The organism is Streptomyces sp. NPDC047043, assembly GCF_040644055.1.
Taxonomy (GTDB): domain Bacteria; phylum Actinomycetota; class Actinomycetes; order Streptomycetales; family Streptomycetaceae; genus Streptomyces.
Genome location: NZ_JBEYVO010000014.1, coordinates 86034 through 111214, shown reverse-complemented (window position 1 = coordinate 111214; position 25181 = coordinate 86034). Strand labels below are relative to the sequence as shown.

The following is a 25181-nucleotide window of genomic DNA, read 5'->3' as shown; positions in this document are numbered from 1 at the left end:
TGACCGTCCGCCTTCGGAGTGAGTGGCCGAGTGAGAAGGAAGTTGATGTTATGTCACGCCCTGTCTCGGTCCTCCGGACGGGGCTTGCCCAAATGGGTACGCTTGTACGGGCGTTGGCGGCACGGGGAGGCTTTGCATGGCTACGAGGATCTCGGTGTCCGTCAAAGGGATGATCGGACTGGACGATCCCGACCGTATGCTCGCCGAGCTCGAGGCGGAGACCGGACTGACGTGGCACCCGGAGCCGGTCGACGAGGGCAGGGTTCTTTCCGGCGGCGTCGTCGAGGTCATCCTCGTGGCAGTGGCCGTGAAGGCGGCCGAGATGACCCTCGAGGCCACGGTGGACGCGGTGAAGCGGGTCGTGGAGCGCTGGCGCCGGGAGCGCCTGGAGCCGCCGGAGGCGACGGTCGACACCGAAGCCGTGCCCGACCCCGAGCGGGGTGACTGACATGGCGTTCCGGGCGGTGGTGATCGGGCCGGCGCGGTACGCCGAGAACTCCGGGATCGACAGTCACCCGTCGATCGGCGAGAGCGCCCGCATGTACGGCGAGATCCTGGCCGGCGACGGGATGTGGGGGACCGACTCCTGCCGGGTCCTCGGCGAGGACGAGGTGCAGACGGCCGACGGCGTCATGCGGGCCTTGCAGCAGGCCGCGGACGAGACCGGTCCGGACGACATACTCCTCGTGGTCTACGTCGGCCACGGCCAGTACTGGAGCGACCTGCCCGGCGCCCAGGTCCACTTCTCCGTGGGCGCCTCCCACCGGGACGAACCCTGGACGTGGCTGTCCAGTTGGTATGTCTACCGCGTCATGCGCAAGGCCCGGGCGAGGCTGAAGGTCCTGATCGCCGACTGCTGCTACTCCAACCTGCTGCCCCAGCTGGGCGAGGAACCGCTGCTGCCCGGAGTGCTGGGCGAGCTGGACGAGGGAACCTGCGTCTTCACCGCCGTGAAGAACGCGAACTTCGCGTCCGCCGACGGCTGTTCGGCCCTGCCCGCGGACCTCGCGAAGTGCACGCCGTTCAGCGGGCACCTGCTGCGCATACTCCAGGACGGCACGAAGGACTACAACCACCAGCTCACCATCGGCCTGCTGCGCGAGGCGGTGAAGGCGGAGATGGAGCGCTGCACCGGGGCCCGCCACCAGGTGCCGCGCATGTCGCTGAACGACGCCCGGGACGGCACACCGCTGTTCACCAACCGGATGGAGCCCACGAGGCGGGACCAGATCCCGCTGCTGCCGGTGGCTCCCGAGGAGTGGGTCAGGACGCTGATGCTGGACCGGGATTCCCGTCTCGACGAACTGCTCAAGGACGAACGGAAAACCGGTGACGTCGTCGCACTCCTCAGCGCCAGGCCGGACGAGGCCGGCCGGCACCTCGCGCGGCACATAGACGCCCGGGCCAACCGGACGTTCAGCTCGCCCCACGCCTTCGCCCGCTACTGGAACCAGGTGGAGAAGGCACTGCGCGTATGAGAGAGGGCCAGGAGGCCACAGGCTCCGAGGGCGGGGACGGTGGGGGCCCCTCCCGCTCGAGCGAAGCCGAGAGCGGGGGAGCGTGGAGCGTCGGCTACGAGTGGGTGACCACCTGCTCGGTGCAGATCTTCAAGCGACGCGTGGAGGCCATACGGGAGGGCACACCCGGGGTCAGCGACCCGCGGCCCGCCACCGCGATCCGGGCGCTGCACGCCTTCGCCCTCAAGCGCTCCATCGACGAACTCATCGTCTCCGCCCGGCAGTTCGACGACCGGGACGCCATCAACATGCTGGCCACCGCGGCGCTCAGCCGGAACATCCTGCAGGCCGCGGAGCTCGCGATCAAACAATGGGATGCCGAGCAGGAGAGCGACGCGAGGCCCCTCCGGCTGACCGACGGCATCATCCACGACATCGCCTGCCAGCGGACCGTCCTCGACGTCGCCGTGTTCATCCGCGAGTGCCGACGGGTGGGCAGGCGCGAGATGGTGGACCGGACGGTGCGCATGTTCACCACGCCGAGTTCCGGGCGGACCAACCTCGACAAGGCCCTGCTCTACATCGCGCTGCGCGACGAGAGTTGCGCCGAGGAGGCGGCCGAGCTGCTGCGCCAGACCCTGTTCTCCATCACCGAGAACGGTTCGGCGGTGGCGTCGGACACCGTCCCGAGGGAGTTCCAGGATCTCGCCGGAGCGCTCCACCAGCTCAGCCCCTCCGAGCGGATCCTGGAGGAGTGGATCGACGCACAGCTGCGGCTCGAGGACCACGTGCACGACACGAGACGGATCGTCGCCCAGCTGATCGCCAGCGGGACGGACGGCCGCGACACCCTCGTGGAACACGTCGGCAGACGGCGCAAGCACTACGACATCGTGGAGATCTGCGATGAGCTGACGAAGTCGCCGCTCGCCGAGAAGTGCGTACATGTACGTCAACACGCCGCACTGCGCGAAAACTTGGAGGAACTGGCCGAGATCGTCAGAGCCTGGCACGAGTCCCAGGCCCTCACCAGGACGACCAAGGACCTGCTCGCCGACATCGTCGCCAAAGGGGACGCCGGACCGCGCTCGCCCAGGGAACTCGACCGCCTGCACACGGTGTTGGGCAACGTCAACGCCGCGCCCGAGTGCAGACGGCTGCTGCGCATCGCCGCCGCGGTGCACACCGACGGCCGCTCCGGCGCCGACCTGGTCGCCCTGCTCGGCAGGATCGAGGGGACGCGGGACCGCAACCGCGCCGCGCAGACCATCGCCCAGCGGCTCGCCGTACGCGTCCTCGAACAGGGCGCCGACGCCGGTCTGTTCGTCGACTACGTCACCGGGCTGCGCGGCACCGGCCGGGCCGAGGCGGTCTACCTGGCCTGCAAGGAACTGGCGGATCCCCCGGACTCCGTGCGGCCGCCCGCGGGTTCGGGCACGGTCATCGCGGAGATCGCGGCCCGGCTGTACGACGAGGGTCTGGACCGGGACGGCTGGGACCTGCTCGAACGGTGCCTGGAGAACGAGCAGCGGATCGCCCCCGAGGAGGTGGCGGTCGTCGTCGAACGCCTCTGTGCCTGCACGATGGCGGAGGACGACCGGCGTTTCCTGCTGCGAGCCACGGTGGGCCGCTGGTCCGACGCCCACCGCCGCGAGGCGGCGGTCGGAGAACTGCGCGCCGGCGGCTTCGAGGCGGAGGCCAAGGAGGTCATCCGCTCGCTGCGCTAGCCTCCGGGGCGGCCGGCCCCGCGCCCGGAGCCGGCAGCATGGGGGCCACTTCGGTCATGTGTCTTCGGGACGCGGCGACCAGTCCCTCGAAGGACACGAGCGCCGTGAGGACGGCCAGGCCGCCGAGGAGCTTCTTGTCGTCCATGCCGACCGAGGAGTTGCCCAGCAGCGTGAGCAGCGTCAGTACCGCGAAATGGCCGATCAGCCAGAGCGCCGCCTGCGCCGCGGGACTGGTGCGCCAGTCGCGGAACAGCGTGACGTGCACCTTGGCGTCGTAGATGCGGCCGAAGGCGGGCAGCCAGCGGGCCAGGATCGGCAGGAACAGCAGCAGGACGCAGCCCACCGTGAGCGTCAGCATGCCCCGCCACAACGGCGCCCAGCCCGCTCCGTAGAGGATCAGCGCTATCAGGGCGAAACTCGCCCGCGCCAGGACCTCGTGGACGCCCCGCCGACGGCGGGAGCAGCCGGTCAGATAGGGGCGCAGGGACACGAGGACCACGCCCGGGACGGCGTAGACGACCAGCGTCAGGACCCCGGTGATCTCGACCAGGGTGTCCCATCTGCCGCCGACCGCCACCAGTACGGTCCCCGCGATGAAGAAGTCGACCAGCAGCACCAGCCAGTAGACGTCGTAGCGCCGGTTCAGCGTCGCCTTGCGTGCGGTCTGCAGCCCGCGGTGGGTGAGATGGGCCCGGCTGAGCGCCGCGACCTCGCGCGTGACCGCGTGCGCGAAGACGAGCCCCGCGCCCATGGGCGAGACCACGGCGGCGATCCTGAGCAGCCAGCCGAGCCACATCAGCGAGGCGATCCTCGCGAAGTGGGCGTACGGCGACGACTCGTCGACGCTCGGGCTCCAGGTGGCGGCGTACCGGGTGAAGACGACCTGGAGCGAGATGTACAGGACCATGGAGCCGACGATCGTCCCGAACACCGCCCGCCGCAGCCGCGCCGCCTCCCCGATGCCGCGTCGTTTGATGTTCCCGGCGAGGTCCAGCGGGCCCTGGAAGCCCACATAGGCATAGATCACGCCACTGCCGACCACCGCGGTCAGTGCCGCGTCGGCGCCCATCCCGCGGGTGTGGCCGCCGGCCGGAGCACCGTCGTGGCCGAAGCCGGCCGCGATCAGCAGCACGACGGCCAGGACGGGGATGACGATCTTCAGCACCGTCAGCCAGGAGTTGATCCGGAAGAAGATCCGCGGGGCGATCAGGTTCACGGCGGCGATCACCGCCATGAACGTCAGCGCGTAGCACCAGCCCTTGGGCGTCAGCGTGGCCGAGCGGTCCAGGAGTCCGCCGACCCATTGGGCGACCCCCTTCGTCATAGCCACGGCCTCGCTGGCCAGATTGATGGCGTAGAAGATCCACAGACCGGCCGCGACCACCGTCGCCACCAGCGCGCCGCTGCTCTGCAGCGGCAGGAAGACCAGGCCGCCGGTCTTGGGCGCCGCGGTGCCCAGTTCGACCATGACCGCGGCGATCAGCAGCATGAGCAGACCGCCGAACAGCCAGGCCAGATAGGCGTCGGAACCGGCCGTGCGGAACGCCTCGTCCGCGCCCAGGATCCAGCCCGAGCCGATCACACCGCCGGCCGCCAGACCGACGAGGTGAAACACCGACAGCCGCCGCTGCTCGTCCTCGTCCTCGAACTCCCCCGGCCCGGTGCTGTGGTGCTGCAATGTCTGGACCATCCGCCTTTGTACCCCCGTGTAGCGTCGGCGGCTCCTCACGCACAGTGGCGACAGGGTACAGCGGTGCGGATCATGTGTGTACATGCCAGTGGGGTGGGCGGGACGGCATTGTCAGTGCCGGCTGCCATCATCCAACTCATGCTCTACGACAGGCTGATGCGCGCGCTGACCGATCCGGACTGCCGGATCGAGGTCCCGTACGCCGAGCTGCCCCGGCTCTCCGACGAGGAGCTCGGCACCCTCCTTCCGGAGGCCTACGGCGTGCCCTCCTCGGCGCCGCACGCGCTGACGATGCTGGCCTTCGCGATCGAGGGCGCGGCCAAGGAGCGCCGGCCGCGCTTCACGCCCGACGCGTGCCGCCGGATGTTCGAGGTGCTCGTCGAGCGCAGCGAGGAGCGCGGCTGGGTGGACCTCACGGTGGGTGTGGACGCGCTGGAACACTGCACCGGCCCGCTGCCCGACGTGTCCGAACCGGCGCGCGCCCTGGTGGAGTTCCGTCTGGCGAAGGACGCGGTACGCCAGCCGTACGCACTGCTGGCGGTCGCCGGGCTCGCGGGCGGGGGGACGCTGCGGGCGGTCGTGGAGCGGCTCTGCGAGGACGTCGGCCCCATCGTCGCCGACGAGATCGCCGTCATCGCCGGTCTCGGTCCGGCCGAGCAGGCGCAGTTGTCCGGGATCGGCCGGGAACACCGGTTCGCCTCGCCGTCCTTCGCCGACGCCTGGCACAGGTCCGCCGAGAACCCCGCCTACGTCGCGTTCGCCCGCCGTGCGCTGGAAGCCGCGGCCGACCGCGCCGACGCGATCCGCGCGGGGGAGATCCCGTACCGGGCGGACAAGGCGTTCACGGACCGGGAGATCACCACGCTCGGACAGGCCGCCCGGGTCGCCCTGCTGCGTGACGAGCCGTGGCTCCCGGCCCTGTTCGACCGCCTGCTGCCGGGCATCGCCCTCGCCCCGACGGCCGCCAGGACGCTGCCGTCGCAGGCGCTTCTGTACGAACTGGTCCGCGCCGCACAGGACTTCCCGACCCCCGAGCTGGTCACCGCGATCCGGACCGTGCGGACGATCGTGCGGCACGCCGGGGTGCCCAAGCAGCTCGACAAGATGCTCAAGCATGTGGACGCGGCCCTGGCCGAACGCACCGATGTGGCGCTGCGGATGCCGACGCTCGGGTTCGGCGAGGGCGGCGTGCTGCGCAAAGAGGTGGAGGGATACGCGGCGGTCGTCACCGTCGACGGCACCGCCGCCGAACTGACCTGGGAGAAGGACGGCCGCCCGCTGCGCTCCGTCCCCGCGCCCGTGCGCCGCGACCACGGCGACCTGGTCAAGGAGCTGCGTGCCCTGGTGAAGCGGGTCGGCATCCAACTCGGCACCCTGGCAAGGGCGTTGGAGGGCGGCTTCGCGCTCGACGCCGCCCACCCGTACGGCTGGTGGCGCACCGACCTGGCCGGGCATCCGCTCGCCCGGTCCGTCGTACGCCGCCTGATCTGGGAGGTCGAGACCGAGCCGGGAAGATGGCGGACGGTCCTGCCCGAGACCGAGGAACTCCCCGACGCGCCCGACGACGCCTCCGTACGGCTCTGGCACCCGCTCCGCTCCGACCCGGACACCGTGCGTGCCTGGCGGGACCTACTGACCGAGCGGCGGATCCGGCAGCCGTTCAAGCAGGCGTTCCGCGAGATCTACCTCCTCACCCCGGCCGAGCAGGAGACCCGCGTCCACTCCAACCGCTTCGCTGCCCATCTGGTCCACTACCGGCGGATGTTCGCGCTGTTCCGGGCCCGCGGGTGGAAGAGCGACCTGCTCGGGCCCTGGGACGGCGGGAAGCAGGACGACGCCGTACGGACCCTGGCGGCGGGGGAGTGGCAGGTCCGGTTCTTCCACTCCCTGGCGGACTGGGACGGCGAGGAGCTGCTGGCCTCGACCGACCGGGTGTGCTTCGCCCGCCGCGAGGACGGCGTCTGGCGGAACGCGCCGCTGGCCGACGTGCCGCCGCTGGTGTTCAGCGAGGCGATGCGTGACGTCGACCTCTTCGTCGGCGTCACCTCGGTCGCCGCCGACCCGGACTGGACCGACGGAGGTCCGGTGCGCGCCTACTGGGAGCGGGCCGGCTTCGCCGAGCTGACCGAGAGCGCGGTGGCCCGCCGCGACGTCCTGGAACGCATCCTGCCGCGCCTGAAGATCGCCGACCGGTGCGCGCTCGACGGGCGCTTCCTGGTCGTGCGGGGCGCGCTGCGCACGTACAGGATCCATCTCGGATCGGCCAACATCCTGATGGAGCCGGACGACTCCTATCTGTGCATCGTCCCCTCGCGCGGCAAGGGCGACGGAAAGGTGTTCCTGCCGTTCGAGGACGACCGGCTGTCGCTGATCCTCAGCAAGGCGTTCCTGCTCGCCGACGACGACCGAATAACCGACCGGTCCATCCTCACGCAGATCAAGCGCGGCGCGTGACGGGCGCCGCCGCCGTCGCCAGGCGGCAGGCCTCCGCGTACGCCCGCACCAGCGGTCTGCGGTCGCCCTTGCGCCAGGCCAGGACGTAGCGGCTGGGGCTGACGCCGCGCACGGGGCGGGTCACCACGCCGCCCAGCGTGACCAGTGGTGCGTTGCCCGCGGCCACCAGGCACACGCCCAGGCCGGCGACCAGTGCCTCGTACGTCTCCTCCGTGCTCGCGATCTCCGCGCCGATGCGGGGCGGGCGGCCGGAGCGTTCGTCGAGGGCGAGCCAGTAGTCCCGCAGCGGGCCCGCGGACTCGGGCAGGGCGAGGAAGGGTTCGTCGACGAGGTCCGTGAAGTCGATCTCGTTGCGGGCGGCGAGGGGGTGGGTGTCGGGGAGGGCAACCAGGCGGGGCTCCTCGGCCACCGCGGTCCACGCGTACCGGTCCTGGTCGGGGAGGGGCAGCCAGACGAAGGCCACGTCCGCGTCGCCGTCGGCCAGACCCGCCGACGGATCCTCCCAACTCACCTGGCGCAGGCGAACCGTGGCCTCGGGGTGCCCGGCCGTGAAACGGGAGCGGATCGCCGGGAGCAGACCGCCGCGGCCCGGGCTGGTGCTCATGCCCACGACCAGCGTGCTGCGCTGCGCCGCCCGCGCCTCCGCCACCACGGACGCGCCCTCGGCCCACGCCGCGAGCACCCGCCGGGCGTACGGCAGCAGCGCCGCGCCCGCCCCGGTCAGCTCCACGCCCTGCCGGTCCCGCCGGAACAGCTCCACCCCCAACTGCCGCTCCAGCGCCCGGATCTGCTTGCTCAGCGCGGGCTGCGACACGTAGAGCCGCTCGGCCGCGCGCGTGAAGTGCAGCTCCTCGGCCACCGTGACGAAGTACCGCAGGTCCCGCACATGAACGTCCGTCGTCATAGCCATCGGCTATCAGCGTAGGTCTTGGACGGGCGACAGGGGGCGGCGGCAGCCTGAATGAGGAATCACTCAGGGACGGAGAGGCTCATGAACAAGGTCTGGCTGGTCACCGGTGCGAGCAGCGGCTTCGGGCGGGCCATCGCGGAGGCGGCCCTCGCCGCCGGTGACGTGGTCGTCGGCGCCGCCCGCCGGCCCGAGGCGCTGGACGACCTCGTGGCCGCGCACCCCGACCAGGTGGAGGCGCTGCGCCTGGACGTCACGGACACCGCCGCCGCCGAGGCGGCCGTACGGGACGTGGTGGCGCGGCACGGGCGGATCGACGTGCTGGTCAACAACGCGGGCCGGACCCACGTCGGCGCCTTCGAGGAGACCACCGACGCCGAACTGCGCGAACTGTTCGACCTGCATGTCTTCGGCCCCGTGGCCCTCACGCGCGCGGTGCTGCCGCACATGCGCGAGCGGCGCTCGGGGGCCGTCGTGCAGATGAGCAGCATGGGCGGGCAGATGTCCTTCGCGGGCTTCTCGGCGTACAGCGGAACCAAGTTCGCGCTGGAGGGTCTGTCGGAGGGGCTCGCGGACGAGGTGCGGGAGTTCGGCATCAAGGTGCTGATCGTGGAGCCGGGCGCCTTCCGGACGGCGCTGTTCGACACGAGTCGCGCCGGAGTCAGCGCGGACAGCGGCGTGTACGCCAGGGTGAGCGAGACCCGCGGCGCGGTCGCCGGCGGCGACGGCACCCAGCCCGGCGACCCCGCCAAGGCCGCCGCCCTCATCCTCGCCGCCCTCGAGGCCGAGGAGACCCCGTTGCACCTGCCGCTCGGCGAGGACGGCGTCGAGGCGGTGCTCGGCAAGCTCGACCAGGTGCGCACGGAGATCGCGGCCTGGGAGAAGCGCACACGAGCGACGGCCTTCGACGCCTGACGCCCGCTTGCGGCCCCCGGTTGTCAGACCCCGGTGCCAAGATGGGCGTACTGGGGTGGACGGCACGTGAGGGGCGGCATGGTGGACGTGGGGGAGGTGCAGGCGCCGGTGGGGCGGCGGGCCCGGGAGGTGTGTGCGGAGGGCATTCGGCTCTACGACGCCGCGCGCACCGTACTCGCCGATCACGCCCGCGCCCTGGAGGCGGTCCGCTCGGCGCTGGCGCCGCTCAGGGAAGAACTGGTCGTCAAGGAGCTGGAGTCCATCCCGGTCGCCCGGCTCAAGGACGCGACCGAGGGGCGGCTGCGGCTGGCGGCCGTGGAGGCGGCGGGGTTCGCATCGGTGCGCGCGGTGTACGAGGCGAGCCGGCACGAGCTGCGGCAGATCCCCGGCGTCGGCGCCCAGACCGCCGACCAGGCGCTGGCCGCGGCGCGGCAGATCGCGCGGGCGGTCGAGGAGACGGTGTCGGTCCGGATCGACGTCGACAACCCCGAACCCCGCACCACCGCCCTGGTCGTCGCGCTGCACCGGCTGGTCGAGGCCGGGCCCGAAGTGCGCCGCGCGGTGGACACCGCCGGGCAACTCGACCGGCGGCTGCGCGAGTTGCTGCCCGCGGCGCGCCCGGCGACCGGTCGGCTGCGCCTGGCGCTGACCGGTCGGCGCCGCAAGGAGGCGGCTCTCGTGGCGACGGCCGAGCTGCGCGCGCTGACGGCGGAGGCGGCCGACAAGGGCACCCGGCTGCAGCTGACGCAGGCCGCAACCGACCTGCTGCGCGCACCGGCCTCCGACATCGAGGCCTGGGTCGACTTCGAGCTGCGCTCCGCCGAGTACTACAGCCAGCTCGCCGAGGTCTCCGAGCACCGTACCGACGAGGCGGCCGCCGAGGGCTTCCTGCCGTCGGAGGTGGCCGAGCGGGTGCACGCGCAGCCGCTCGACGACACCCACCGCCGGGTCTCGCTGCGCGGCTACCAGTCCTTCGGCGCCCGTTTCGCGCTCGCCCAGCGCCGGGTCGTCCTCGGCGACGAGATGGGGCTCGGCAAGACGGTCCAGGCGATCGCCGCGCTCGCCCACCTCGCGGCCGAGGGGCACAGCCACTTCCTGGTGGTGTGCCCGGCGAGCGTGCTGATCAACTGGACCCGGGAGATCCGCTCCCGCAGCACACTGCGGGCGGTGCCGGTGCACGGCCCGGACCGGCAGGACGCGTACGCCGAGTGGCGCGAGCGCGGCGGCGTCGCCCTGACCACCTTCGCCCTGCTGCACACCCTGCCCGGCCCGGACGGCACCAGGCCGGGGATGCTCGTGGTCGACGAGGCGCACTACGTGAAGAACCCGGACACCCGCCGCGCCAGATCGATCGCGGCCTGGACGAAGGCCTGCGACCGCGTCCTCTTCCTCACCGGCACACCGATGGAGAACCGCGTCGAGGAGTTCCGCACCCTCGTCCGCCACCTCCAGCCGGACCTGCTCCCCGGCATACGCGACAGCGACGCCGTCGCCGGCCCGCAGGTCTTCCGCAGATCGGTCGCGCCCGCCTACCTGCGCCGCAACCAGCAGGACGTGCTCACCGAGCTGCCCGCACTGCTGCAGGTCGACGAGTGGGAGGAGCTCGGCGCCGCGGACCAGGACGCGTACCGCACGGCGGTCGTGGCCGGGAACTTCATGGCGATGCGCAGGGCCGCGTACGCCGACCCGGAGAAGTCCGCGAAGCTGCAGCGGCTGCGCGAGCTGGTCGCGGAGGCGGCGGACAACGGCCTGAAGGTGGTCGTCTTCTCGTACTTCCGCGACGTCCTCGCCACGGTCCGGCAGGCCCTGGGCGAGGACGTGTTCGGACCGATATCCGGCTCCGTCCCCGCCGCCCGCCGGCAGCAGCTCGTCGACGACTTCACCGCCGCCGACGGGCACGCGGTGCTGCTGTCCCAGATCGAGGCCGGCGGTGTGGGCCTGAACCTCCAGGCCGCGTCCGTGGTGATCCTCTGCGAACCACAGGTCAAACCCACCCTGGAACACCAGGCCGTGGCCCGCGCCCACCGCATGGGGCAGACCCGCACGGTCCAGGTGCACCGCCTGCTCGCCACGGACAGCGTCGACGAACGCCTGCTGCGCATCCTGGAGAACAAGGACCGCCTCTTCGACGCCTACGCCCGCCGCAGCGACACCGCGGACGCCACGCCGGACGCGGTCGACGTCACGGACGCCGGCATCGCGCGGCGGATCGTCGAGGAGGAGCAGCGAAGACTGGCCGCGGAGCGGGTCGACTGACCGTCAGATTCCGTCCACCCACGCCACGGTGAACGGCTCCTCGGGCACCCCGGGACCCATCGGCCCGCCCTTGTCGAACTGCGAGCGGACCACCAGCAGTCGGCCGTGGGCGCGGGCGAGGGTGGTCGGGATCTGCAGCGCGGTGTCGGTGAACCGCCGTTCCAGCCGGGCCGAGGCGCCGTCCCCGGACAGCCGCCAGCGGCTGATCGTGTTGCTCGTGTTGTGCGCCGCCCACAGCGTGCCGCGGGCCAGCTCCAGACCGTCGCCGTGCGTCAAGTCGCCGCCGTTCAGGGTGACTTGGCTCACAGCCCCGGAGGTGGTGGTCACCCGGTACAGACCGCCGCCGGTCATCCCGACGACGAACAGATGCCGCCCCGCCGGGTCGACGACGATGCCGTTGAGGAACAGCCCGTCGGCGGGGGCCACTGCGCTCAGGTCGTAGGCGGCGTCGAGCGTCGCACTGCCGCCGCGGGCACGGCGGAGGTCGGCCGGGGTGACGCGGTAGACCACCGGGCGGGTGCTGTCGGTGAGGTAGGCCGTGCCGTCCGGCCCGATCGCCAGGTCGTTGACGAAGGACGGGTCGCTGCCGGGCACGGTGAATCGGGCGAGCGGGGCGCGGGTGCGCAGGTCGTAGACGTCCACCCCGGCCGTGGAGTCGATGACCCACAGCCGACGGGAGCGGTCGACCTTCAGGCCGTTGGCGGTGTTGCGGCCGTCCGCCCCGGCCGGCAGGAAGACCTCGGCGGCACGGCCGCCGGCCGCCGCCCGGTACACCGCGCCGGTCGTGTACGAGCCGACGTACGCGTCGCCGGTGTACGGGTCGAGGGCGATGCCCTCGGGGTAGGGGCGGTCGCCGGGGAGCGTGAAGGCGGTGCTGATGCGGACGGCGGCGGCCGCCCGGGCGGTGGTCGCCGGAAGCGCGGCGGCGAGGGCCAGGCCGGCGCTGCTGGTGAGGAAGGTACGGCGGTGGATCGAACGGGACACGCTGGTGCCTCTCGATTCGGCTTCACATTCCATGACGTAGACGAATCTAGGTTAGAACTCTAATCATCGTCAATGCACTAATGGCCATGTGGAGGCACATCAAGAATCGCCCCGATACCATGCGCTGATGACGTCCATGCCCGCCTCCGAGCGCCTCGGCTCGCACCTCAAGCTGGCCGAGCAGGCCCTCATGGCGACCAAGGCCGCGGTCCTGAAACCGGCGGGCGTGACCGTCGCGCAGTACTCCGCGCTGCTCCACCTCTCCGAGAACCCCGGCATCTCGGCCGCGGCCCTGGCCCGCCTGTGCGGAGTCACACCGCCGACGATGAACACGGTCCTGAAGAACCTCCAGGACCGCGCCCTCATCGAGCGCACCCCGCACGAATGGCACCGGAACGTCCTGGAGACCCGCCTCACCGACGAGGGCCGCACGGTCATGGCCGACGCGGACGCCCGCGCCGTACGCGTCGAACGCGCCCTGGCCGCCGAGTTCGCACCCGAGGAACGCGAGGCGCTGGTCGGGCTGTTGGGGCGATGCGTGGAACTTCTGGAGAAGGAGCGCGGGCGGGCCTAAGGGGCTGTGCCCGGCCAGTCGTAGTCGTCCTCGCGGAAGGGCTTCGGTTCAGCGACCCAGCCCGCCGCGAGGACCAGCCGTGTCGCCCGGTGGACGGCGAGGAAGGCGAAGGGGCGCTCGAAGACGGCGTGGGTCACCGTCGTCTCGTACTCCGGTTCCGGCTGCTGCTCGGGCGCGCTCAGCCACACCGGCTCCATCGTCGTCACGGCGGCCGCGCGGAACCCTTCGGCGCTGAAGGTCGCCGTGGCGGACTGCTGCCCGGACCGCAGGCCGAGCGGTGCCGCGCTGATCCCGGGGAAGTGGCCGGGCGCGCCGTCGGACGCGGTGGCCAGGCCGAACAGCTCCGGGCGCGCGATCAGATCGTGGTCGGCGGCGAGCGCGAACTCCACGGTGTCGAGCACCAGACTGGGGGCCTGAGGGCGCAGGGTGCGGATCCTGTTCACCCGCAGGCCGGGGCCCGGCCCGCCGAGCGGCAGCCGACTGCCGGGGACGGCCGCGAGGCCACCCGCCAGGATGTCCACTCCGGCGGACAGGACCCGCCCGGGCGCCATCCGCTCGTCCCCGAGCAGGAGATGGACGTCCAGTCCGTTCGTGCCCCGCACTCTCACGGCGGTCACCGTGCCGTCGCAGGCCCGGGCCACCGACACGTCGTCCAGGTCGGAGGTGGTGCGGGTGAGGCCCGCCCAGTCCTCGGCCCGCTCCACCGGACCCCGCCAGGCGGCGAGTTCGCCCGTGAACGGCACCTCCCAATCGGTCCGCAACGCGAGCGCCGTTGCCAGCACGAGTGCCGTGTCCGGCCGCAGCATGACCGGCATCCGCTCGACGAGCCCGCCGGTGCGCTTCGCCGCCCATGCGTCCAGCGCCGACCGGTCGGCCTTCGCGTCCCCGGTGAGCACCCCGTGCGCGTCCGCCGGGAGCCCGGCCTCCCAGGCCTCCCGCAGCTCGACCGTCCGCCGGGTCCACAGCCCGAGGGCACAGTCCAGGCCCCGCATCCGCCCCATCGCGTCCAGCAACTCCCGCGCGGCAGCAGCCGATTGGCCGGCAGGGATGCCCACCGCCCCCGCCAGCTCCTCGCGCGCCGCGCCCGCCGCCCCGTCGGCCAGGAAGCCGAGCAACGGCCAGACGCCGGCCGCCGAGAAGACGGTGCCGTCGTCGACCGTCGAAGCCCAGCGGGCCGTAAGGGCGCCCACGGCGTGGACGGTTTCGTCCGTCAGGCTCATCGGTCGGCGAACTCCTCGAAGCCCGGCATCGGTGCCGGCCGCGTCACCCATCCCGCCGCCAGCACCAGCCGCGAGTGCCGGTGCACGGCGAGGAAACCGAAGGGGCGGTCGAAGCGGGCCCTGACGGTGGTGGTCACGAAACGGAGCTCGGGAATCCCGCCGGCCGCGGCCAGCCCGAAGGACGTCACCGCCGCCGCACGGAAGCCCAGCGGGCCGAACCCGGCCGTCACGCCCTGCTCGGCCGACCCGACGGCCAGCGGGAATCCGCTGATGCCGGGGAAGTGGCCGTGGTCGGTGTCCTGCGCGGTGGTGAGCCCGAACAGCCCGTGCAGCTCCAGCAGATCGTGGTGCGCGGCCATGCCGTACGACACCGTCGTCACGTCGAGCGTCGGCGGTCGCGGCCGGGTGCGACGCTCCTTCTCGACGCGGAGGCCGGGGCCGGCGTCGCCGTGGGGAAGCCGGTCCCCCTGCACCACCGGGGACCTGCCCGCGAGGATGTCCACGCCCGCGCCGAGCACCTGCCCGGGCGTCATGTCCTCCTCGCCGAGCAGCAGATGGACGTCGATGGCGGTGTTGCCCAGCACCCTCAGCTCGGTGACCGGGCCGTTGCGCGTGTCCGCCACGCCCACCCGGTCCAGCAGCGCGCTCTCGCGGTGCAGGCCGAGCAGCGTGCGGTCCCCCCACGGCCCGGAGCGCGGCCGCAGCGGCACCTCCCGGAACGGGCGCAGCCAGTCGGTACGCATCCCCAGCGCGCTCGCCAGCACCATCTCGGTGTCCTCGCGCAGCTCCACCGGCATCCGCTCGACGAGCCCGCCGGTGCGCTTCGCCGCCCAGGCATCCAGCGCTTCCTGATCGCCCACCGCATCCCCCGTGAGCACCCCGTGCGCCCCCGCCGGCAGCCCCGCCTCCCACGCCTCCCGCAGCTCCAGCGTCCGCTTGGTCCACAGCCCGAGGGCACAGTCCAGGCCCCGCATCCGCCCCATCGCCCCCAGCAACTCCCGCGCCGCGGAAGCCGCTTCACCGGCAGACAGGCCCACGGCCTCCTCGAGCTCGGCCCGCGCGGCGCCCCCCGCCCCGTCCGCCAGGAACGCCAGCAGCGGCCACACGCCCGCCGCCGAGAAGACCGTGCCGCCGCGGATCGCGCCGGCCCACCGCGCGGTCAGGCCGTTGACCGCCTTGATCGCAGGATCTGAGATGCCCATTCCGCCCCCGCTCACCTCGCGCTTACCATGCGCCCAGTCAGTCGTACACCGGCTCTGCACGTCGGTCCCGTACGGCAGTCCGTTCGACCCCGCACGTCTCCGCGCAGCCCCGCGCCCGCCCCCGGAACCAGGAGCACGGTACCTGTGTCCATACCTCCGCCCCCTGGGCCCCACCAGCCCCCGGGACCTCAAGGACCGTATCCGCAGGGCCAGTACCCGTACCCGCAGGGCCCCTACGCCGCTCCCGGGCCGTCCCCGTACCAGCCCTGGGGCCAGGGCTACAGCCCGTACAACCGCCCCGCCCCCGTCAACGGGCTGGCCATAGCCTCCCTCGTCCTGGGCGTCCTCTGCTTCGTCCCCGCCCTCGGACTGCTTCTCGGTCTGATCGCGCTGGGGCAGATCCGCAGGAAGGGCGAGCGCGGCAAGGCGATGGCGGTGGCCGGGTCGGTGTTGTCGTCGGTGGGGCTCGCGCTGTGGGTGCTGGTGCTGGCCACGGGCGCCGTGTCCGACTTCTGGGACGGTTTCAGGGACGCCGCGAAGGACCACGGCAGCGCCTACTCCCTCACCAGGGGCGACTGCTTCGACGCCCCGGGCGGCTCCCTGCTGGGCAGGGCCTACAACGTCGACAAGGTGCCCTGCGACGGCCTCCACGACGCCGAGGTCTTCGCCGCCTTCAGGATGACGGGCGGCGCCGCCTACCCCGGGGACGGCAAGGTGCAGGAGGTGGCCGGCAGCAAGTGCTTCGCGCTGCGCTACGGCTACGCCATGGACGCCTGGGCCGTACCCGAGGACGTCGACGTGTACTACCTGACGCCGACCCGGGGGAGCTGGCGGCTCGACGACCGCGAGGTCACCTGCATGTTCGGCAACATCGACGAGAAGGCCGGTCTGAAGGGCTCCCTCCGCAACGACTCACGCACGCTGGACGCCGAGCAGATCGCCTACCTCAAGGCCGTCAACCTCGAGAACGCCGCCCTGGACAGCCAGCCCCTGGACACCCCCGAGGAGGACCTGAAGAGCAACCGCGCATGGGCCGGGCGCGTGTCGGCCGCGCTCTCCAAGGAGGCCCGGATGCTGCGCGACCACCCCTGGCCGGCCGGTGCGAAGAGGCCGGTGACCAAGGTCGCCGAGGACGTGGAGGCCGTACGGAAGGAATGGGTCCGGGCCGCAGCGGCCACCGACGCGGACACCTTCTACGAGCACTACGACCGGGTCATGAAGCTCTCCACCCCGGACAGCGCGGTCACCGCCCGCAAGGCTCTGGGCCTGGCCACGACGCCTCCCGCAGGCGCGTACGGAGACGCCGGCGGGGACGACGACACAGGCGGCTCCGAACTTGAGGTGTGACGGCCGCCATAGCGGGGAGAAAGTGCCTGCGTAAAGCCCTCCCGCGGCACATGTCATCACATCGAGTGATTCTCTGGCCTTTGCTTGCATGGGCCAACCCACGGTTGCCACGCTGTTGCTGTCTGTACAACCTGATGGGAGCGGCCAGTGACTTTCGGTGAGCAGCCGGCGTACCTGCGCGTCGCGGGTGATCTCCGCAAGAAGATCGTCAACGGCTCGCTGCCACCGCACACCCGTCTGCCCTCCCAGGCCAGAATCCGCGAGGAGTACGGCGTCTCGGACACGGTCGCGCTGGAGGCCCGCAAGGTCCTGATGGCCGAGGGCCTGGTCGAGGGCCGCTCGGGATCGGGGACCTATGTCCGCGAGCGCCCCGTCCCGCGCAGCGTCGCCCGCTCCGGCTTCCGCCCGGACGGCGGGGCCACCCCCTTCCGGCAGGAGCAGGCCGACGGCGGGGCGCGCGGCACCTGGGAGTCCAGCAGCGAGCAGGCCGAGGCGAGCGCCTCGGTCGCCGAGCGGCTCTCCGTCAAGCCCGGCGACCGCGTGATGTGCACGCGGTACGTCTTCCGGGAGGGCGGCGAGGCGATGATGCTCTCCACCTCCTGGGAGCCCCTCGCGGTCACCGGCCGTACCCCCGTGATGCTCCCCGAGGAGGGCCCGCTCGGCGGCATGGGCGTCGTCGAGCGCATGGCGGCGATCGACGTGATCGTGGACAACGTCACGGAGGAGGTCGGCGCCCGCCCCGGCCTCGCCGAGGAACTCCTCGCCCTGGGCGGCGTCCCCGGCCATGTCGTCCTGGTCATCCAGCGCACGTTCTACGCCTCGGGCCGCCCCGTCGAGACCGCCGACGTCGTCATCCCGGCCGACCGCTACCGGGTCGCGTACCACCTCCCAGTGAAGTAGCGCACACCTATACGGCGGTCACCGCTCACAGCACCCCGCCGCGCCCGCTCCCACCAGCGCTCGGAACACCTCCGCGCGCCGGTGGAATCTGGCCGTTCTCGCAGGTCGACCCAGGCCCGCCCGGCACACCGCTGACCGGATGCGTCCACGTCCGCGCACGGCGCGTTCGACGCCGTGCGCCCCCCTCGGTCTGGCCGGTTGCGTACCTCTTTGTGAAAAGTCGTATTCGCTGCGTAAAGGTTAGGCGTAGGCTCGGGCATATGCGGATTGCGGTTTCCTTATGGGGCGGGGCACGGCACGAACCGCGGGTGGGCTGCGGTCGGGCCGAGACGGGAAGGAGCGGTGGGGCGCGATGAACGACGGCACGATCACTCTTCCCTGGCTCGTCATACGGCAGGACGACAACGGCAATCGCTACCGCGTGGGCAGGTACGCGACCAGGGCCGAGGCCCAGAAAATCGCGGACAGCCTCGACAACCGCGGCCACAAGCAGCTGTATTGGGTCGAGCGCATCGGCCAGAACGGCCAGGGCGGAACGGCCACGGCCAACTGACCCGGACTCCCGTAGGCTCCGGCGCATGACAGAACGGATTGTGGTGGTGGGCGCCGCCCTGCTCGACGGCCCCCACCTCCTCGCCGCCCGCCGCAGCGCACCCCCCGACCTGGCCGGCCGCTGGGAACTCCCCGGCGGCAAGGTGGAACCGGGCGAGACCCCCGAGGCGGCCCTGACCCGCGAACTGCACGAGGAACTCGGCGTCGAAGCGGAAGCCGTGGAGCGCGTCCCGGGCGAGTGGCCCCTGAAGCCCCCGTACGTCCTCCAGGTATGGACGGCCCGCCTGCTCCCGGGTTCTGCCGATCCGAAGCCCTTGGAGGACCACGACGAGCTGCGCTGGCTGGGCCCCGGCGAGCTCTGGGACGTGAACTGGCTCGACGAGGACGTGGAAGCCGTCCGAGCAGTCGCCGCCCTCAGGGGCGCGGGGCTGTGACATCAGCGGCTCCGCCGCGGGGCGCGACAGGCCACAACGAGCCGGCAGTCGCCAGGCGACAGGAGCGCCCGAGCCCATAGGCGCACGCGCCTAAACGCCGTAGGCAGACGGTACTGCCCGCTCGATATCGGGTATGTCCCAATTAACCCCACGAAACCGGACATGGGGTGAGCGTCTGGCTTGGGAAGTGATCGGCGTGATCGACACCGTGGACGACCGCGCCGAGTGGAGCTTTCCCGCAGAACCGGGCGCCGTCCGCAACGCCCGCGCAGCCGTCCGTGGCCAACTGCGCAGCTGGGAACTCGACTCCCTCTGTGATCTCACCGCCCTGCTGGTCAGCGAGCTGGTGACCAACTCCCTGCGGCACGCCACCGGACCCATCGGCGTCCGTCTGGTACGCCCCGCGGGTCTCGAGGGCGTCCTGCTGGTCGAGGTCTCCGACCCGCTCCCGGACCCGCCCCGCGAGCGCATCGCCCACCCCGAGGACGAGAGCGGCCGCGGACTGCAGCTGGTCGCACACTCCTCCCGCCGCTGGGGCACCCGGCCCGACGAGGCGGGCAAGACGGTGTGGTTCGAACTCGCCGTCCCGAGTTGACGCACCGTACGGGCCTGTACGGCCGTCTCCGCTCTGTCGACCGGCTGGTTCAGGCCAGTGGCAGTTGTTGGAATGCGTGATTCGACGGCGTGTTGGCTGGTTAGAAGACTGGAAGTGTTGCTGTAGCCCGGACCGAAAACCATCGGGATCGTGCTGTGATCGTGAACACCGTGTTGTGCGGCACCGTAGTGCTGGATACTGCGGGCAGCCGCCGCCGGTGACCGGTGCCGGACGCGGTGAGCTGGAGGGGACGGTTCGCGTGAGCGAGATACCAGCGAAGGCCACGGAGTCCGACGACCCGTCGGACGGCGCGAGGGCCGAGGCCGCGGGTGATGCCGTGGCGGACGCGCCGCGTCGTGCGACAGGCGGGACGGGGCTGTCCTCCTCCGAGGAGGCACCGGGTGGTGACGCCATGTGGCAGAGCAGTCCGCCCGGTTCCATCTACGACTACATCAAGGTCGCGTCCTTCTCCATAGGCCCCGACGGCCTCGTCGACCAGTGGAGTCTGCGCGCCGAGCAGCTCTTCGGCATCGCTGCCGAGCGCGCCGTCGGCATGGACCCCATCGAGGCGTTCATCGACCCCGACCTGCACGAACAGGGCCAGCGCAAGATGGCCGAGATCCTCGACGGCCGGGAGTGGACCGGCGTGGTCCCGTTCCGCACGCCCGAGCCGGTCGAGGGGCAGGGTGTGAAGGAGGGCCTCGCCGAGGTCTACGTCATGCCGACGCGGACCGAGGAGGGCGAGCGGGCCGCCGTCTGCATCGTCGTCGACGTACGCACACTGCGCGGCATCGAGACCGACCTCGCCGCCGCGCAGGCGATTTTCGGTCAATCTCCGTTCGGCTTCCTGCTGATCGACACCGATCTGCGGGTCCGACGTGCCAACCAGCAGTTCGCCGGCACTTTCGGCGGCACCCCCGACGACCACCGCGGCCGCGGAGTCCACGACTATCTGCGCAGCCCGGAGGCCGAGCGGGTGTCCGCGACGCTGCGCCGGGTCCTGGAGACCGGCGACTCCATCACGGACATGCACGTCACGGGCTTCGTGCCGGGCTCGGACGACCGCCGTCACTGGTCCATCAACCTCTACCGGGTGCACAGCGGCTCCGGGCGCCCCATCGGCATCGCATGGCTCGGAACCGACATCACCTCCCGTCGCGCGGCAGCCCGGGAAGCGGCCGCCGCACGGCGCAATCTCGCCCTTCTGAACGAGGCCGGCGCCCGTATCGGCAACTCCCTGGACCTGGAGACCACCGCCCGCGAACTCCTCGACGTCGTCGTCCCCGGCTTCTGCGACCTCGCGACGGTCGACCTGTACCAGGGCCTGCTGGTCGGCGACGAGACCCCGCCCGGGCTCGCCGACGGCAGCGCGGAGCTGCGCCGGGTCGCGTTCGCGAGCGCGGTCTCCGACGCGCCGTTCATCGGCTCCGGGCCGCCGATCCCGGTCGGCGCGGTCCACCACTACCCCTTCAACTCGCCCTGTGCGGACGCCCTGCGCACCGCCCGTACGCAGCTCGTCCCTGCCGAGGAGGGCGGCCTCGTCCAGTCCACGCTGGCCGTGCCGATGGTCGCCCACGACACCGTCGTGGGACTGGCGCAGTTCGCCCGTACGAAGGGCAGCGAGCCGTTCGGGGAACGGGACCGGGACCTCGCGGTGGAGCTGGCGGCGCGCGCGGCGGTGTGTATCGACAACGCGCGCCTGTACCGGCGTGAGCACGAGCGGGCGTTGATACTGCAGCGGTCCCTGCTGCCGCCGGGCGACCCGGTGGCCTCCGGTCTGGACATCGCCTGCCGCTATCTGCCCGGCAACTCGTCCTCGGACCGGCCGAGCGAGGTCGGCGGCGACTGGTTCGACGTGATCGAACTGCCCGGTCACCGTACGGCGTTGGTGGTCGGCGACGTCATGGGACGCGGCCTGCGGGCTGCGGTGGCCATGGGCGAACTCCGGTCCGCCGTACGGACGCTGGCCCTGCTGGATCTCGAACCGGCCGAGGTGCTCAGCGCGTTGGACGAGATCGCGCGCGGCCTCGGCGCCCCGGGCGGCGTCCAGCAGGCCACGCGCGCGGCCCGCCGCCCCCGCGAGGCGGACCTGTCGGAGGTGTACCTCGCGACCTGCGTCTACGCGGTCTACGACTCCGTGACGCGCCGCTGCACCTTCGCCAACGCCGGCCATCTGCCACCCGTCCTGGTCGAACCCGGTGAGGACGCGCTGATGCTCGACGTGCCGCCGGGCATGCCGCTCGGCGTGGGCGGGGAGCCCTTCGAGGAGGTAGAGGTCGAACTACCCGAAGGTGCCCTTCTCGCGCTCTACACGGATGGACTGGTCGAATCCCGCGACCATCCGCTGGACGAGGGCCTGCAGGCGTTCGTGGGCGCCCTCACCGACCCGACCCGCCCGCTGGAGGACGTCTGCGACCACGTCCTCAACACCCTCGACACCCACCACGGCGAGGACGACATCGCCTTGCTGATGGCACGTGTCCAGGGTCTGCCGGCCGACTCGGTCGGCGACTGGACGCTGCCGCGGGAGCCGCGCAGCGTGGGCCGGGCCCGCGAGTACGCCCGCGGGCAGCTGCTGTCGTGGGACCTCGAACCCCTCGTCGACACAACGGAGTTGCTGGTCAGCGAGCTGGTCACGAACGCGTTGCGGTACGGCGAGGGTGAGATCAGACTGCGGCTGCTGCTGGATCGCACGCTGGTGTGCGAGGTGTGGGACTCGGGGCTGGTTCAGCCTCGGCGTCGCCGGGCCAGGGACACCGATGAGGGTGGTCGTGGGCTGCAGTTGGTCGGGTTGCTGTCGGCGGCGTGGGGCTCTCGCCGGACGCCGCGTGGGAAGACGGTCTGGTTCGAACTCCCGCTGCCGGACGGGGAGACGGGGTTGGCGGATCCTGCGGAGGCGTTGCTGAGTCTGTTCTGACGGCGGTGCGCCCACTGGGTGGGGGCTGCTGGTGGTTCGGCGTCTGCGGGTTGGCGGGGGCTGGTCGCGCAGTTCCCCGCGCCCCTTTACGGCGTGCTCGTGCCGCGGCGGGCACGAGTGCGGGGACCGCCGAAGCTCGCGGGCGGGCCGCCGTGCGGGGTTCCGCCCAGTAGCACCCCGCCGAGGACGGCCCCGGCGACTCCGCTCTCGGGCTCAGCCCCACCGCCCAACGGGTTGCCGTGCACGCGCACGTCCTGTTCGGCCAGGTCACGGGCCTGGCGGGCCGACGCGTCGGCGGCCAGGACGTCCGGCGGCTCCGCGGTGAGCAGGCGCCGGGCCGCTGCCAGCCGGGTGCGCGCCGCGTAGCCCACCGCGCCCCGATGCGTCGCCTGGAACCCCTCCGCCGCGTCGAGGGCACTGCGCGCGACGAGCAGGGAGGCGACCGGCAGCACCCCGGCCCGCCCCACCGCGACCGGCGCGGTCGCGTGCACGATCCGCCGCAGCGCGTCGAGCGGGTCGTACGGCCCGGCGGTCAGCTCCTCTCGTACGGCGGCCAGGGCGAGGTCGGCGTGCATGACCCGGGCGTGCAGCTCGCCCGCGGGGAGGTCCGCGCCGCCCGTCTTCGCGGCCGCGAGTTCCGTCTCCGCGCCGGTCAGGGCGGCCGCCAGCAGCCCCGCGGCCGACGCGAGGTCCGCGGCGAGGCGTTCGATGCCGGTGACGAACACCGAGGCCTGGGCCGTTGCGCCCTCGGCGGCGCGCAGATGGCGTATCGCGCCCTCGCCGTCCTCCAAGTCGGCCGCCTGGCGGGACTGGTTGAAGCGGGTGGTGGCGAACACCAGGCGGTCCTTGGCCTGTTCGGTGTACCCGGTGACGGCGTCGATCGCGGCGGGGGAGTACCGCCGCCCGAGCTCGGCGACCGTGGCCTCCGCGCCCCCGGTGCGCGCGGTGAGCTCCCGGAAACGGACCTCCGCCAGTTGCAGGGCTTCCTCCAGACCACCGCCCGGCCCCAGTGCACGCAGCCGGTCGAACCCGCCCGCCTCCGCGTCCAGCCGCCGCCCCGCCTCCTGGCACCGACCGACGATCCCGGCGAGGGCATGCCGCCGGGACGTCTCGTCGTCCGGGACACCGTCGTCGTACTGCTGCCGCATCCGGAAGGCGGCCGCCAGCTCGGACTCGGCGTCCCGCACGGCCTGTGCGAAGGGTGCCACGGCCTCCGCGCCGAACCGCGCCCGGGCGAAGCCGAGTTCGTCCCGGCTGGTGCGCACGCAGTCGTCGGCCTCGACGAGCAACGCCCGCGCCCGCTCGTCCAGTTCGGAGAGGGGCGGTACGGCGGCCCCGACGGGGGCGACGGCCCCACCGGGCGTTGTCCGCGTCCGGGCCCGCCGGGTGCGCCGCACATACCCGTACCCGGCGAGCACACCCACGACGCCCACCGCGAGGAGCGGCAGCACCAGGTCGATCACCGACGTCTCGTCCTGCTGCGCGGCGGCCGCGGTCGGGGCGGCGGAATGCGCACGGGTCGCCGGAACCATCACGTCGGCGTTGATCGTCATCCACGGCAACACCAGCCACACCACCCCGGCCAGCGCGCCCACCAGCGTGTGCAGCACCCGCACGGATATCTGGGAGGTGGCGCGCCGCGGCCGGCCCCGGATCAAGGATGACGTCACATTTCGGAGCGTATGAGCAGGAATGCGAACACGCGACCGGGATGCGTCCGGGGTGGGGGTGAAGTGACACAGGGGGACGGATGACCACGGACGATGACGCGACAGGGGGAGCGGCAATGGACCGGACGGAGCGCACGCACAGGGATCACTCGGACGCGGAAGGACCTGCGACCCCCACCCACGAACCCGCCGCGGCCGCCGCCCACGAACCCGCAGCCGCCGACGCTCAGGACCCCCCACAGGGGCCACCCGCACCCGACGACGAAAGCAGCACGGGTGGTGCGGGTGGAAACACAAGAAACCCGAGCCACCCCTGGCGCCGCAGACTCAAACGCACCGCCCTGACCCTCGTCCTCGCCCTGCTCCTCCCCACCCTCGCCGCCGAAATCGCCCTACGTGTGAACTACACCGGCGACCCCGCGGAAGGCACGTACACCAGGACCAAGGACGCCATCTGGCTGGGCCACGCCTGGCTCGACGGCCGCAAGACGACCACCGACGTCACCGCCCTCGCCGACCGCCTCGAGACCACCGGGATCCGCGACCTGTACGTCCACGCAGGCCCCCTGGAACACGACGGCACGCTCCCCGAGTCGGCGTACCCGAAGGCGCGTTGGCTGATCACCACCCTGCACCGCCGGGCGCCGCGCCTCCGCGTACAGGCCTGGCTCGGCGACGTACTCGCGACCGAGAGCCCCACCGGCATGCGCCTCGACCGCCCCGCGACCCGGGCCGCCGTGGTCGCCTCCACCCGCCAGATCCTGGCCGCCGGCTTCGAAGGCGCCCACTTCGACCTCGAGCCCCTCCACTCCGGCGACCGGGACTACCTCACCCTCCTCGACTCCCTCCGCTCCGTCACCCGTGCACACAACGCCCAACTCTCCGTCGCCGCCCACCAGATCGACCCCCTCCCCGGCTTCCACTCCTTCTGGGGCACGGTCGCCGGACACCCGAAGTGGTGGTCGCAGCGCTTCTTCGGCCAGGTGGCGCGCCGGGTCGACCAGATCGCCGTGATGTCGTACGACACCATGCAGCCGCTGCAGAGCCTGTACGGCGGTTACGTGGCCCAGCAGACCTCGCTCGCCCTGGAGGTCACCCCGGAGTCGACGGACCTGCTGATGGGCCTGCCCTTCTACCACGAGAACCGGTTCGGCCACTGGAATCACGCGGAGACCGTCCCCGCAGCCGTCCGCGGCGTCCGCCTCGGCCTGTCCCGCACGGACGCGGACCGGGCGAACTTCGGCGTCGCGCTCTACGTCGACTTCGCGGCGAAGGAAACGGACTGGAAGGCGTACGAGAAGGACTGGGTCCACTGAAGCCGAAGGCAGCCCGCGCCGAAAAACCGCCTGCGCACCCCTCTCCCTGCCTGCCACGATCTGC

The 25181-nt window shown here is 72.2% G+C and carries 20 protein-coding genes; 14 read left to right on the top strand and 6 right to left on the bottom strand.

Features of this window, described 5'->3' with window-relative positions:
- Positions 1-136 precede the first annotated feature (136 nt).
- Genes ABZ880_RS22950 through ABZ880_RS22940 form a run of 3 tightly spaced genes read left to right on the top strand, consistent with a single transcriptional unit; the run spans position 137 to position 3184 of the window.
- Positions 137-448: a hypothetical protein gene (locus tag ABZ880_RS22950; RefSeq protein ID WP_361265941.1), complete on the top strand. Its 312-nt coding sequence runs from the start codon at positions 137-139 to the stop codon at positions 446-448.
- A gap of 1 nt (position 449) precedes the next feature.
- Positions 450-1478 carry a hypothetical protein gene (locus ABZ880_RS22945; protein ID WP_361265938.1) on the top strand — a complete coding sequence of 343 codons (1029 nt, stop codon included), beginning with the start codon at positions 450-452 and terminating at the stop codon, positions 1476-1478.
- A complete protein-coding gene (locus ABZ880_RS22940) occupies positions 1475-3184 on the top strand; it encodes a hypothetical protein (RefSeq protein WP_361265935.1) in 1710 nt (569 codons plus the stop codon). Before ABZ880_RS22945 ends, ABZ880_RS22940 begins: the two co-directional genes overlap by 4 nt.
- Here ABZ880_RS22940 and ABZ880_RS22935 read toward each other — a convergent pair.
- On the bottom strand, positions 3165-4874 hold the full coding sequence (locus ABZ880_RS22935; RefSeq protein ID WP_361265932.1) for an APC family permease: 1710 nt from the start codon (positions 4872-4874) through the stop codon (positions 3165-3167). The two genes, ABZ880_RS22940 and ABZ880_RS22935, sit on opposite strands and share 20 nt — an antisense overlap.
- A 138-nt stretch (positions 4875-5012) precedes the next feature.
- On the opposite strand from ABZ880_RS22935, the gene ABZ880_RS22930 reads away from it, so the two are divergent.
- Complete coding sequence (locus tag ABZ880_RS22930; RefSeq protein WP_361265929.1) at positions 5013-7328, top strand: DUF4132 domain-containing protein; 2316 nt, start codon at positions 5013-5015, stop codon at positions 7326-7328.
- Here the strand turns inward: ABZ880_RS22930 and ABZ880_RS22925 are convergent.
- Complete coding sequence (locus tag ABZ880_RS22925) at positions 7312-8238, bottom strand: LysR substrate-binding domain-containing protein (RefSeq protein ID WP_361265926.1); 927 nt, start codon at positions 8236-8238, stop codon at positions 7312-7314. The genes ABZ880_RS22930 and ABZ880_RS22925 overlap by 17 nt on opposite strands.
- Positions 8239-8319: 81 nt before the next feature.
- Between ABZ880_RS22925 and ABZ880_RS22920 the strand changes: the two genes are divergently transcribed.
- Both ABZ880_RS22920 and ABZ880_RS22915 read left to right on the top strand, forming a co-directional pair.
- Complete coding sequence (locus ABZ880_RS22920; RefSeq protein WP_361265925.1) at positions 8320-9150, top strand: oxidoreductase; 831 nt, start codon at positions 8320-8322, stop codon at positions 9148-9150.
- Between the two features lie 78 nt (positions 9151-9228).
- A complete protein-coding gene (locus ABZ880_RS22915; RefSeq protein ID WP_361265922.1) occupies positions 9229-11406 on the top strand; it encodes an SNF2-related protein in 2178 nt (725 codons plus the stop codon).
- Positions 11407-11409: 3 nt separating this feature from the next.
- Here ABZ880_RS22915 and ABZ880_RS22910 read toward each other — a convergent pair whose 3' ends face one another.
- On the bottom strand, positions 11410-12390 hold the full coding sequence (locus tag ABZ880_RS22910; protein ID WP_361265919.1) for a superoxide dismutase: 981 nt from the start codon (positions 12388-12390) through the stop codon (positions 11410-11412).
- A 127-nt stretch (positions 12391-12517) separates the two neighbouring features.
- On the opposite strand from ABZ880_RS22910, the gene ABZ880_RS22905 reads away from it, so the two are divergent.
- The gene (locus tag ABZ880_RS22905; protein WP_361265916.1) at positions 12518-12964 is read left to right on the top strand and encodes a MarR family transcriptional regulator; all 447 of its coding nucleotides are present in this window, start codon (positions 12518-12520) and stop codon (positions 12962-12964) included.
- On the opposite strand, the gene ABZ880_RS22900 is transcribed toward ABZ880_RS22905, so the two are convergent.
- Both ABZ880_RS22900 and ABZ880_RS22895 read right to left on the bottom strand, forming a co-directional pair.
- Positions 12961-14184, bottom strand: a complete 1224-nt coding sequence (locus ABZ880_RS22900; RefSeq protein WP_361265913.1) for a serpin family protein — start codon at positions 14182-14184, stop codon at positions 12961-12963. The genes ABZ880_RS22905 and ABZ880_RS22900 overlap by 4 nt on opposite strands.
- Positions 14181-15386, bottom strand: coding sequence for a serpin family protein (locus tag ABZ880_RS22895; protein WP_361265910.1), 1206 nt, complete (start codon positions 15384-15386; stop codon positions 14181-14183). Before ABZ880_RS22895 ends, ABZ880_RS22900 begins: the two co-directional genes overlap by 4 nt.
- A gap of 144 nt (positions 15387-15530) precedes the next feature.
- On the opposite strand from ABZ880_RS22895, the gene ABZ880_RS22890 reads away from it, so the two are divergent.
- The 6 genes from ABZ880_RS22890 (at position 15531) to ABZ880_RS22865 (ending at position 22131) form a co-directional block, all read left to right on the top strand.
- On the top strand, positions 15531-16733 hold the full coding sequence (locus tag ABZ880_RS22890; RefSeq protein ID WP_361265907.1) for a DUF4190 domain-containing protein: 1203 nt from the start codon (positions 15531-15533) through the stop codon (positions 16731-16733).
- A 147-nt stretch (positions 16734-16880) separates the two neighbouring features.
- Positions 16881-17633, top strand: coding sequence for a GntR family transcriptional regulator (locus tag ABZ880_RS22885; RefSeq protein WP_361265904.1), 753 nt, complete (start codon positions 16881-16883; stop codon positions 17631-17633).
- A gap of 352 nt (positions 17634-17985) precedes the next feature.
- The gene (locus ABZ880_RS22880) at positions 17986-18186 is read left to right on the top strand and encodes an SPOR domain-containing protein (RefSeq protein WP_361265901.1); all 201 of its coding nucleotides are present in this window, start codon (positions 17986-17988) and stop codon (positions 18184-18186) included.
- 25 nt (positions 18187-18211) lie between these two features.
- Positions 18212-18619 (top strand): (deoxy)nucleoside triphosphate pyrophosphohydrolase, encoded by a 408-nt coding sequence (locus ABZ880_RS22875; RefSeq protein ID WP_361265898.1) that lies wholly within the window; start codon positions 18212-18214, stop codon positions 18617-18619.
- Positions 18620-18752: 133 nt separating this feature from the next.
- On the top strand, positions 18753-19214 hold the full coding sequence (locus ABZ880_RS22870) for an ATP-binding protein (protein WP_361265894.1): 462 nt from the start codon (positions 18753-18755) through the stop codon (positions 19212-19214).
- A gap of 259 nt (positions 19215-19473) precedes the next feature.
- Positions 19474-22131: a SpoIIE family protein phosphatase gene (locus ABZ880_RS22865; RefSeq protein ID WP_361265891.1), complete on the top strand. Its 2658-nt coding sequence runs from the start codon at positions 19474-19476 to the stop codon at positions 22129-22131.
- Between the two features lie 86 nt (positions 22132-22217).
- Here ABZ880_RS22865 and ABZ880_RS22860 read toward each other — a convergent pair whose 3' ends face one another.
- Complete coding sequence (locus tag ABZ880_RS22860; RefSeq protein ID WP_361266235.1) at positions 22218-23684, bottom strand: hypothetical protein; 1467 nt, start codon at positions 23682-23684, stop codon at positions 22218-22220.
- Positions 23685-23917: 233 nt separating this feature from the next.
- Here ABZ880_RS22860 and ABZ880_RS22855 point away from each other — a divergent pair, with 233 nt between their 5' ends.
- Entirely contained in the window at positions 23918-25117 is a 1200-nt protein-coding gene (locus tag ABZ880_RS22855; RefSeq protein ID WP_361265888.1) for a hypothetical protein, read from the top strand.
- The last annotated feature ends 64 nt before the right edge of the window (positions 25118-25181 follow it).

What these genes read in the sequence shown, in the direction of transcription:
- ABZ880_RS22870 (WP_361265894.1), top strand. Translation starts at nt 18,753, where the DNA reads ATGTCCCAATTAACCCCACGAAACCGGACATGGGGTGAGCGTCTGGCT.
- ABZ880_RS22930 (WP_361265929.1), top strand. Translation starts at nt 5,013, where the DNA reads ATGCTCTACGACAGGCTGATGCGCGCGCTGACCGATCCGGACTGCCGG.
- ABZ880_RS22935 (WP_361265932.1), bottom strand. Translation starts at nt 4,874, where the DNA reads ATGGTCCAGACATTGCAGCACCACAGCACCGGGCCGGGGGAGTTCGAG.
- ABZ880_RS22945 (WP_361265938.1), top strand. Translation starts at nt 450, where the DNA reads ATGGCGTTCCGGGCGGTGGTGATCGGGCCGGCGCGGTACGCCGAGAAC.
- ABZ880_RS22895 (WP_361265910.1), bottom strand. Translation starts at nt 15,386, where the DNA reads ATGGGCATCTCAGATCCTGCGATCAAGGCGGTCAACGGCCTGACCGCG.
- ABZ880_RS22855 (WP_361265888.1), top strand. Translation starts at nt 23,918, where the DNA reads ATGGACCGGACGGAGCGCACGCACAGGGATCACTCGGACGCGGAAGGA.
- ABZ880_RS22940 (WP_361265935.1), top strand. Translation starts at nt 1,475, where the DNA reads ATGAGAGAGGGCCAGGAGGCCACAGGCTCCGAGGGCGGGGACGGTGGG.
- ABZ880_RS22875 (WP_361265898.1), top strand. Translation starts at nt 18,212, where the DNA reads ATGACAGAACGGATTGTGGTGGTGGGCGCCGCCCTGCTCGACGGCCCC.
- ABZ880_RS22900 (WP_361265913.1), bottom strand. Translation starts at nt 14,184, where the DNA reads ATGAGCCTGACGGACGAAACCGTCCACGCCGTGGGCGCCCTTACGGCC.
- ABZ880_RS22915 (WP_361265922.1), top strand. Translation starts at nt 9,229, where the DNA reads ATGGTGGACGTGGGGGAGGTGCAGGCGCCGGTGGGGCGGCGGGCCCGG.
- ABZ880_RS22860 (WP_361266235.1), bottom strand. Translation starts at nt 23,684, where the DNA reads ATGACGATCAACGCCGACGTGATGGTTCCGGCGACCCGTGCGCATTCC.
- ABZ880_RS22950 (WP_361265941.1), top strand. Translation starts at nt 137, where the DNA reads ATGGCTACGAGGATCTCGGTGTCCGTCAAAGGGATGATCGGACTGGAC.
- ABZ880_RS22905 (WP_361265916.1), top strand. Translation starts at nt 12,518, where the DNA reads ATGACGTCCATGCCCGCCTCCGAGCGCCTCGGCTCGCACCTCAAGCTG.
- ABZ880_RS22880 (WP_361265901.1), top strand. Translation starts at nt 17,986, where the DNA reads ATGAACGACGGCACGATCACTCTTCCCTGGCTCGTCATACGGCAGGAC.
- ABZ880_RS22925 (WP_361265926.1), bottom strand. Translation starts at nt 8,238, where the DNA reads ATGGCTATGACGACGGACGTTCATGTGCGGGACCTGCGGTACTTCGTC.
- ABZ880_RS22920 (WP_361265925.1), top strand. Translation starts at nt 8,320, where the DNA reads ATGAACAAGGTCTGGCTGGTCACCGGTGCGAGCAGCGGCTTCGGGCGG.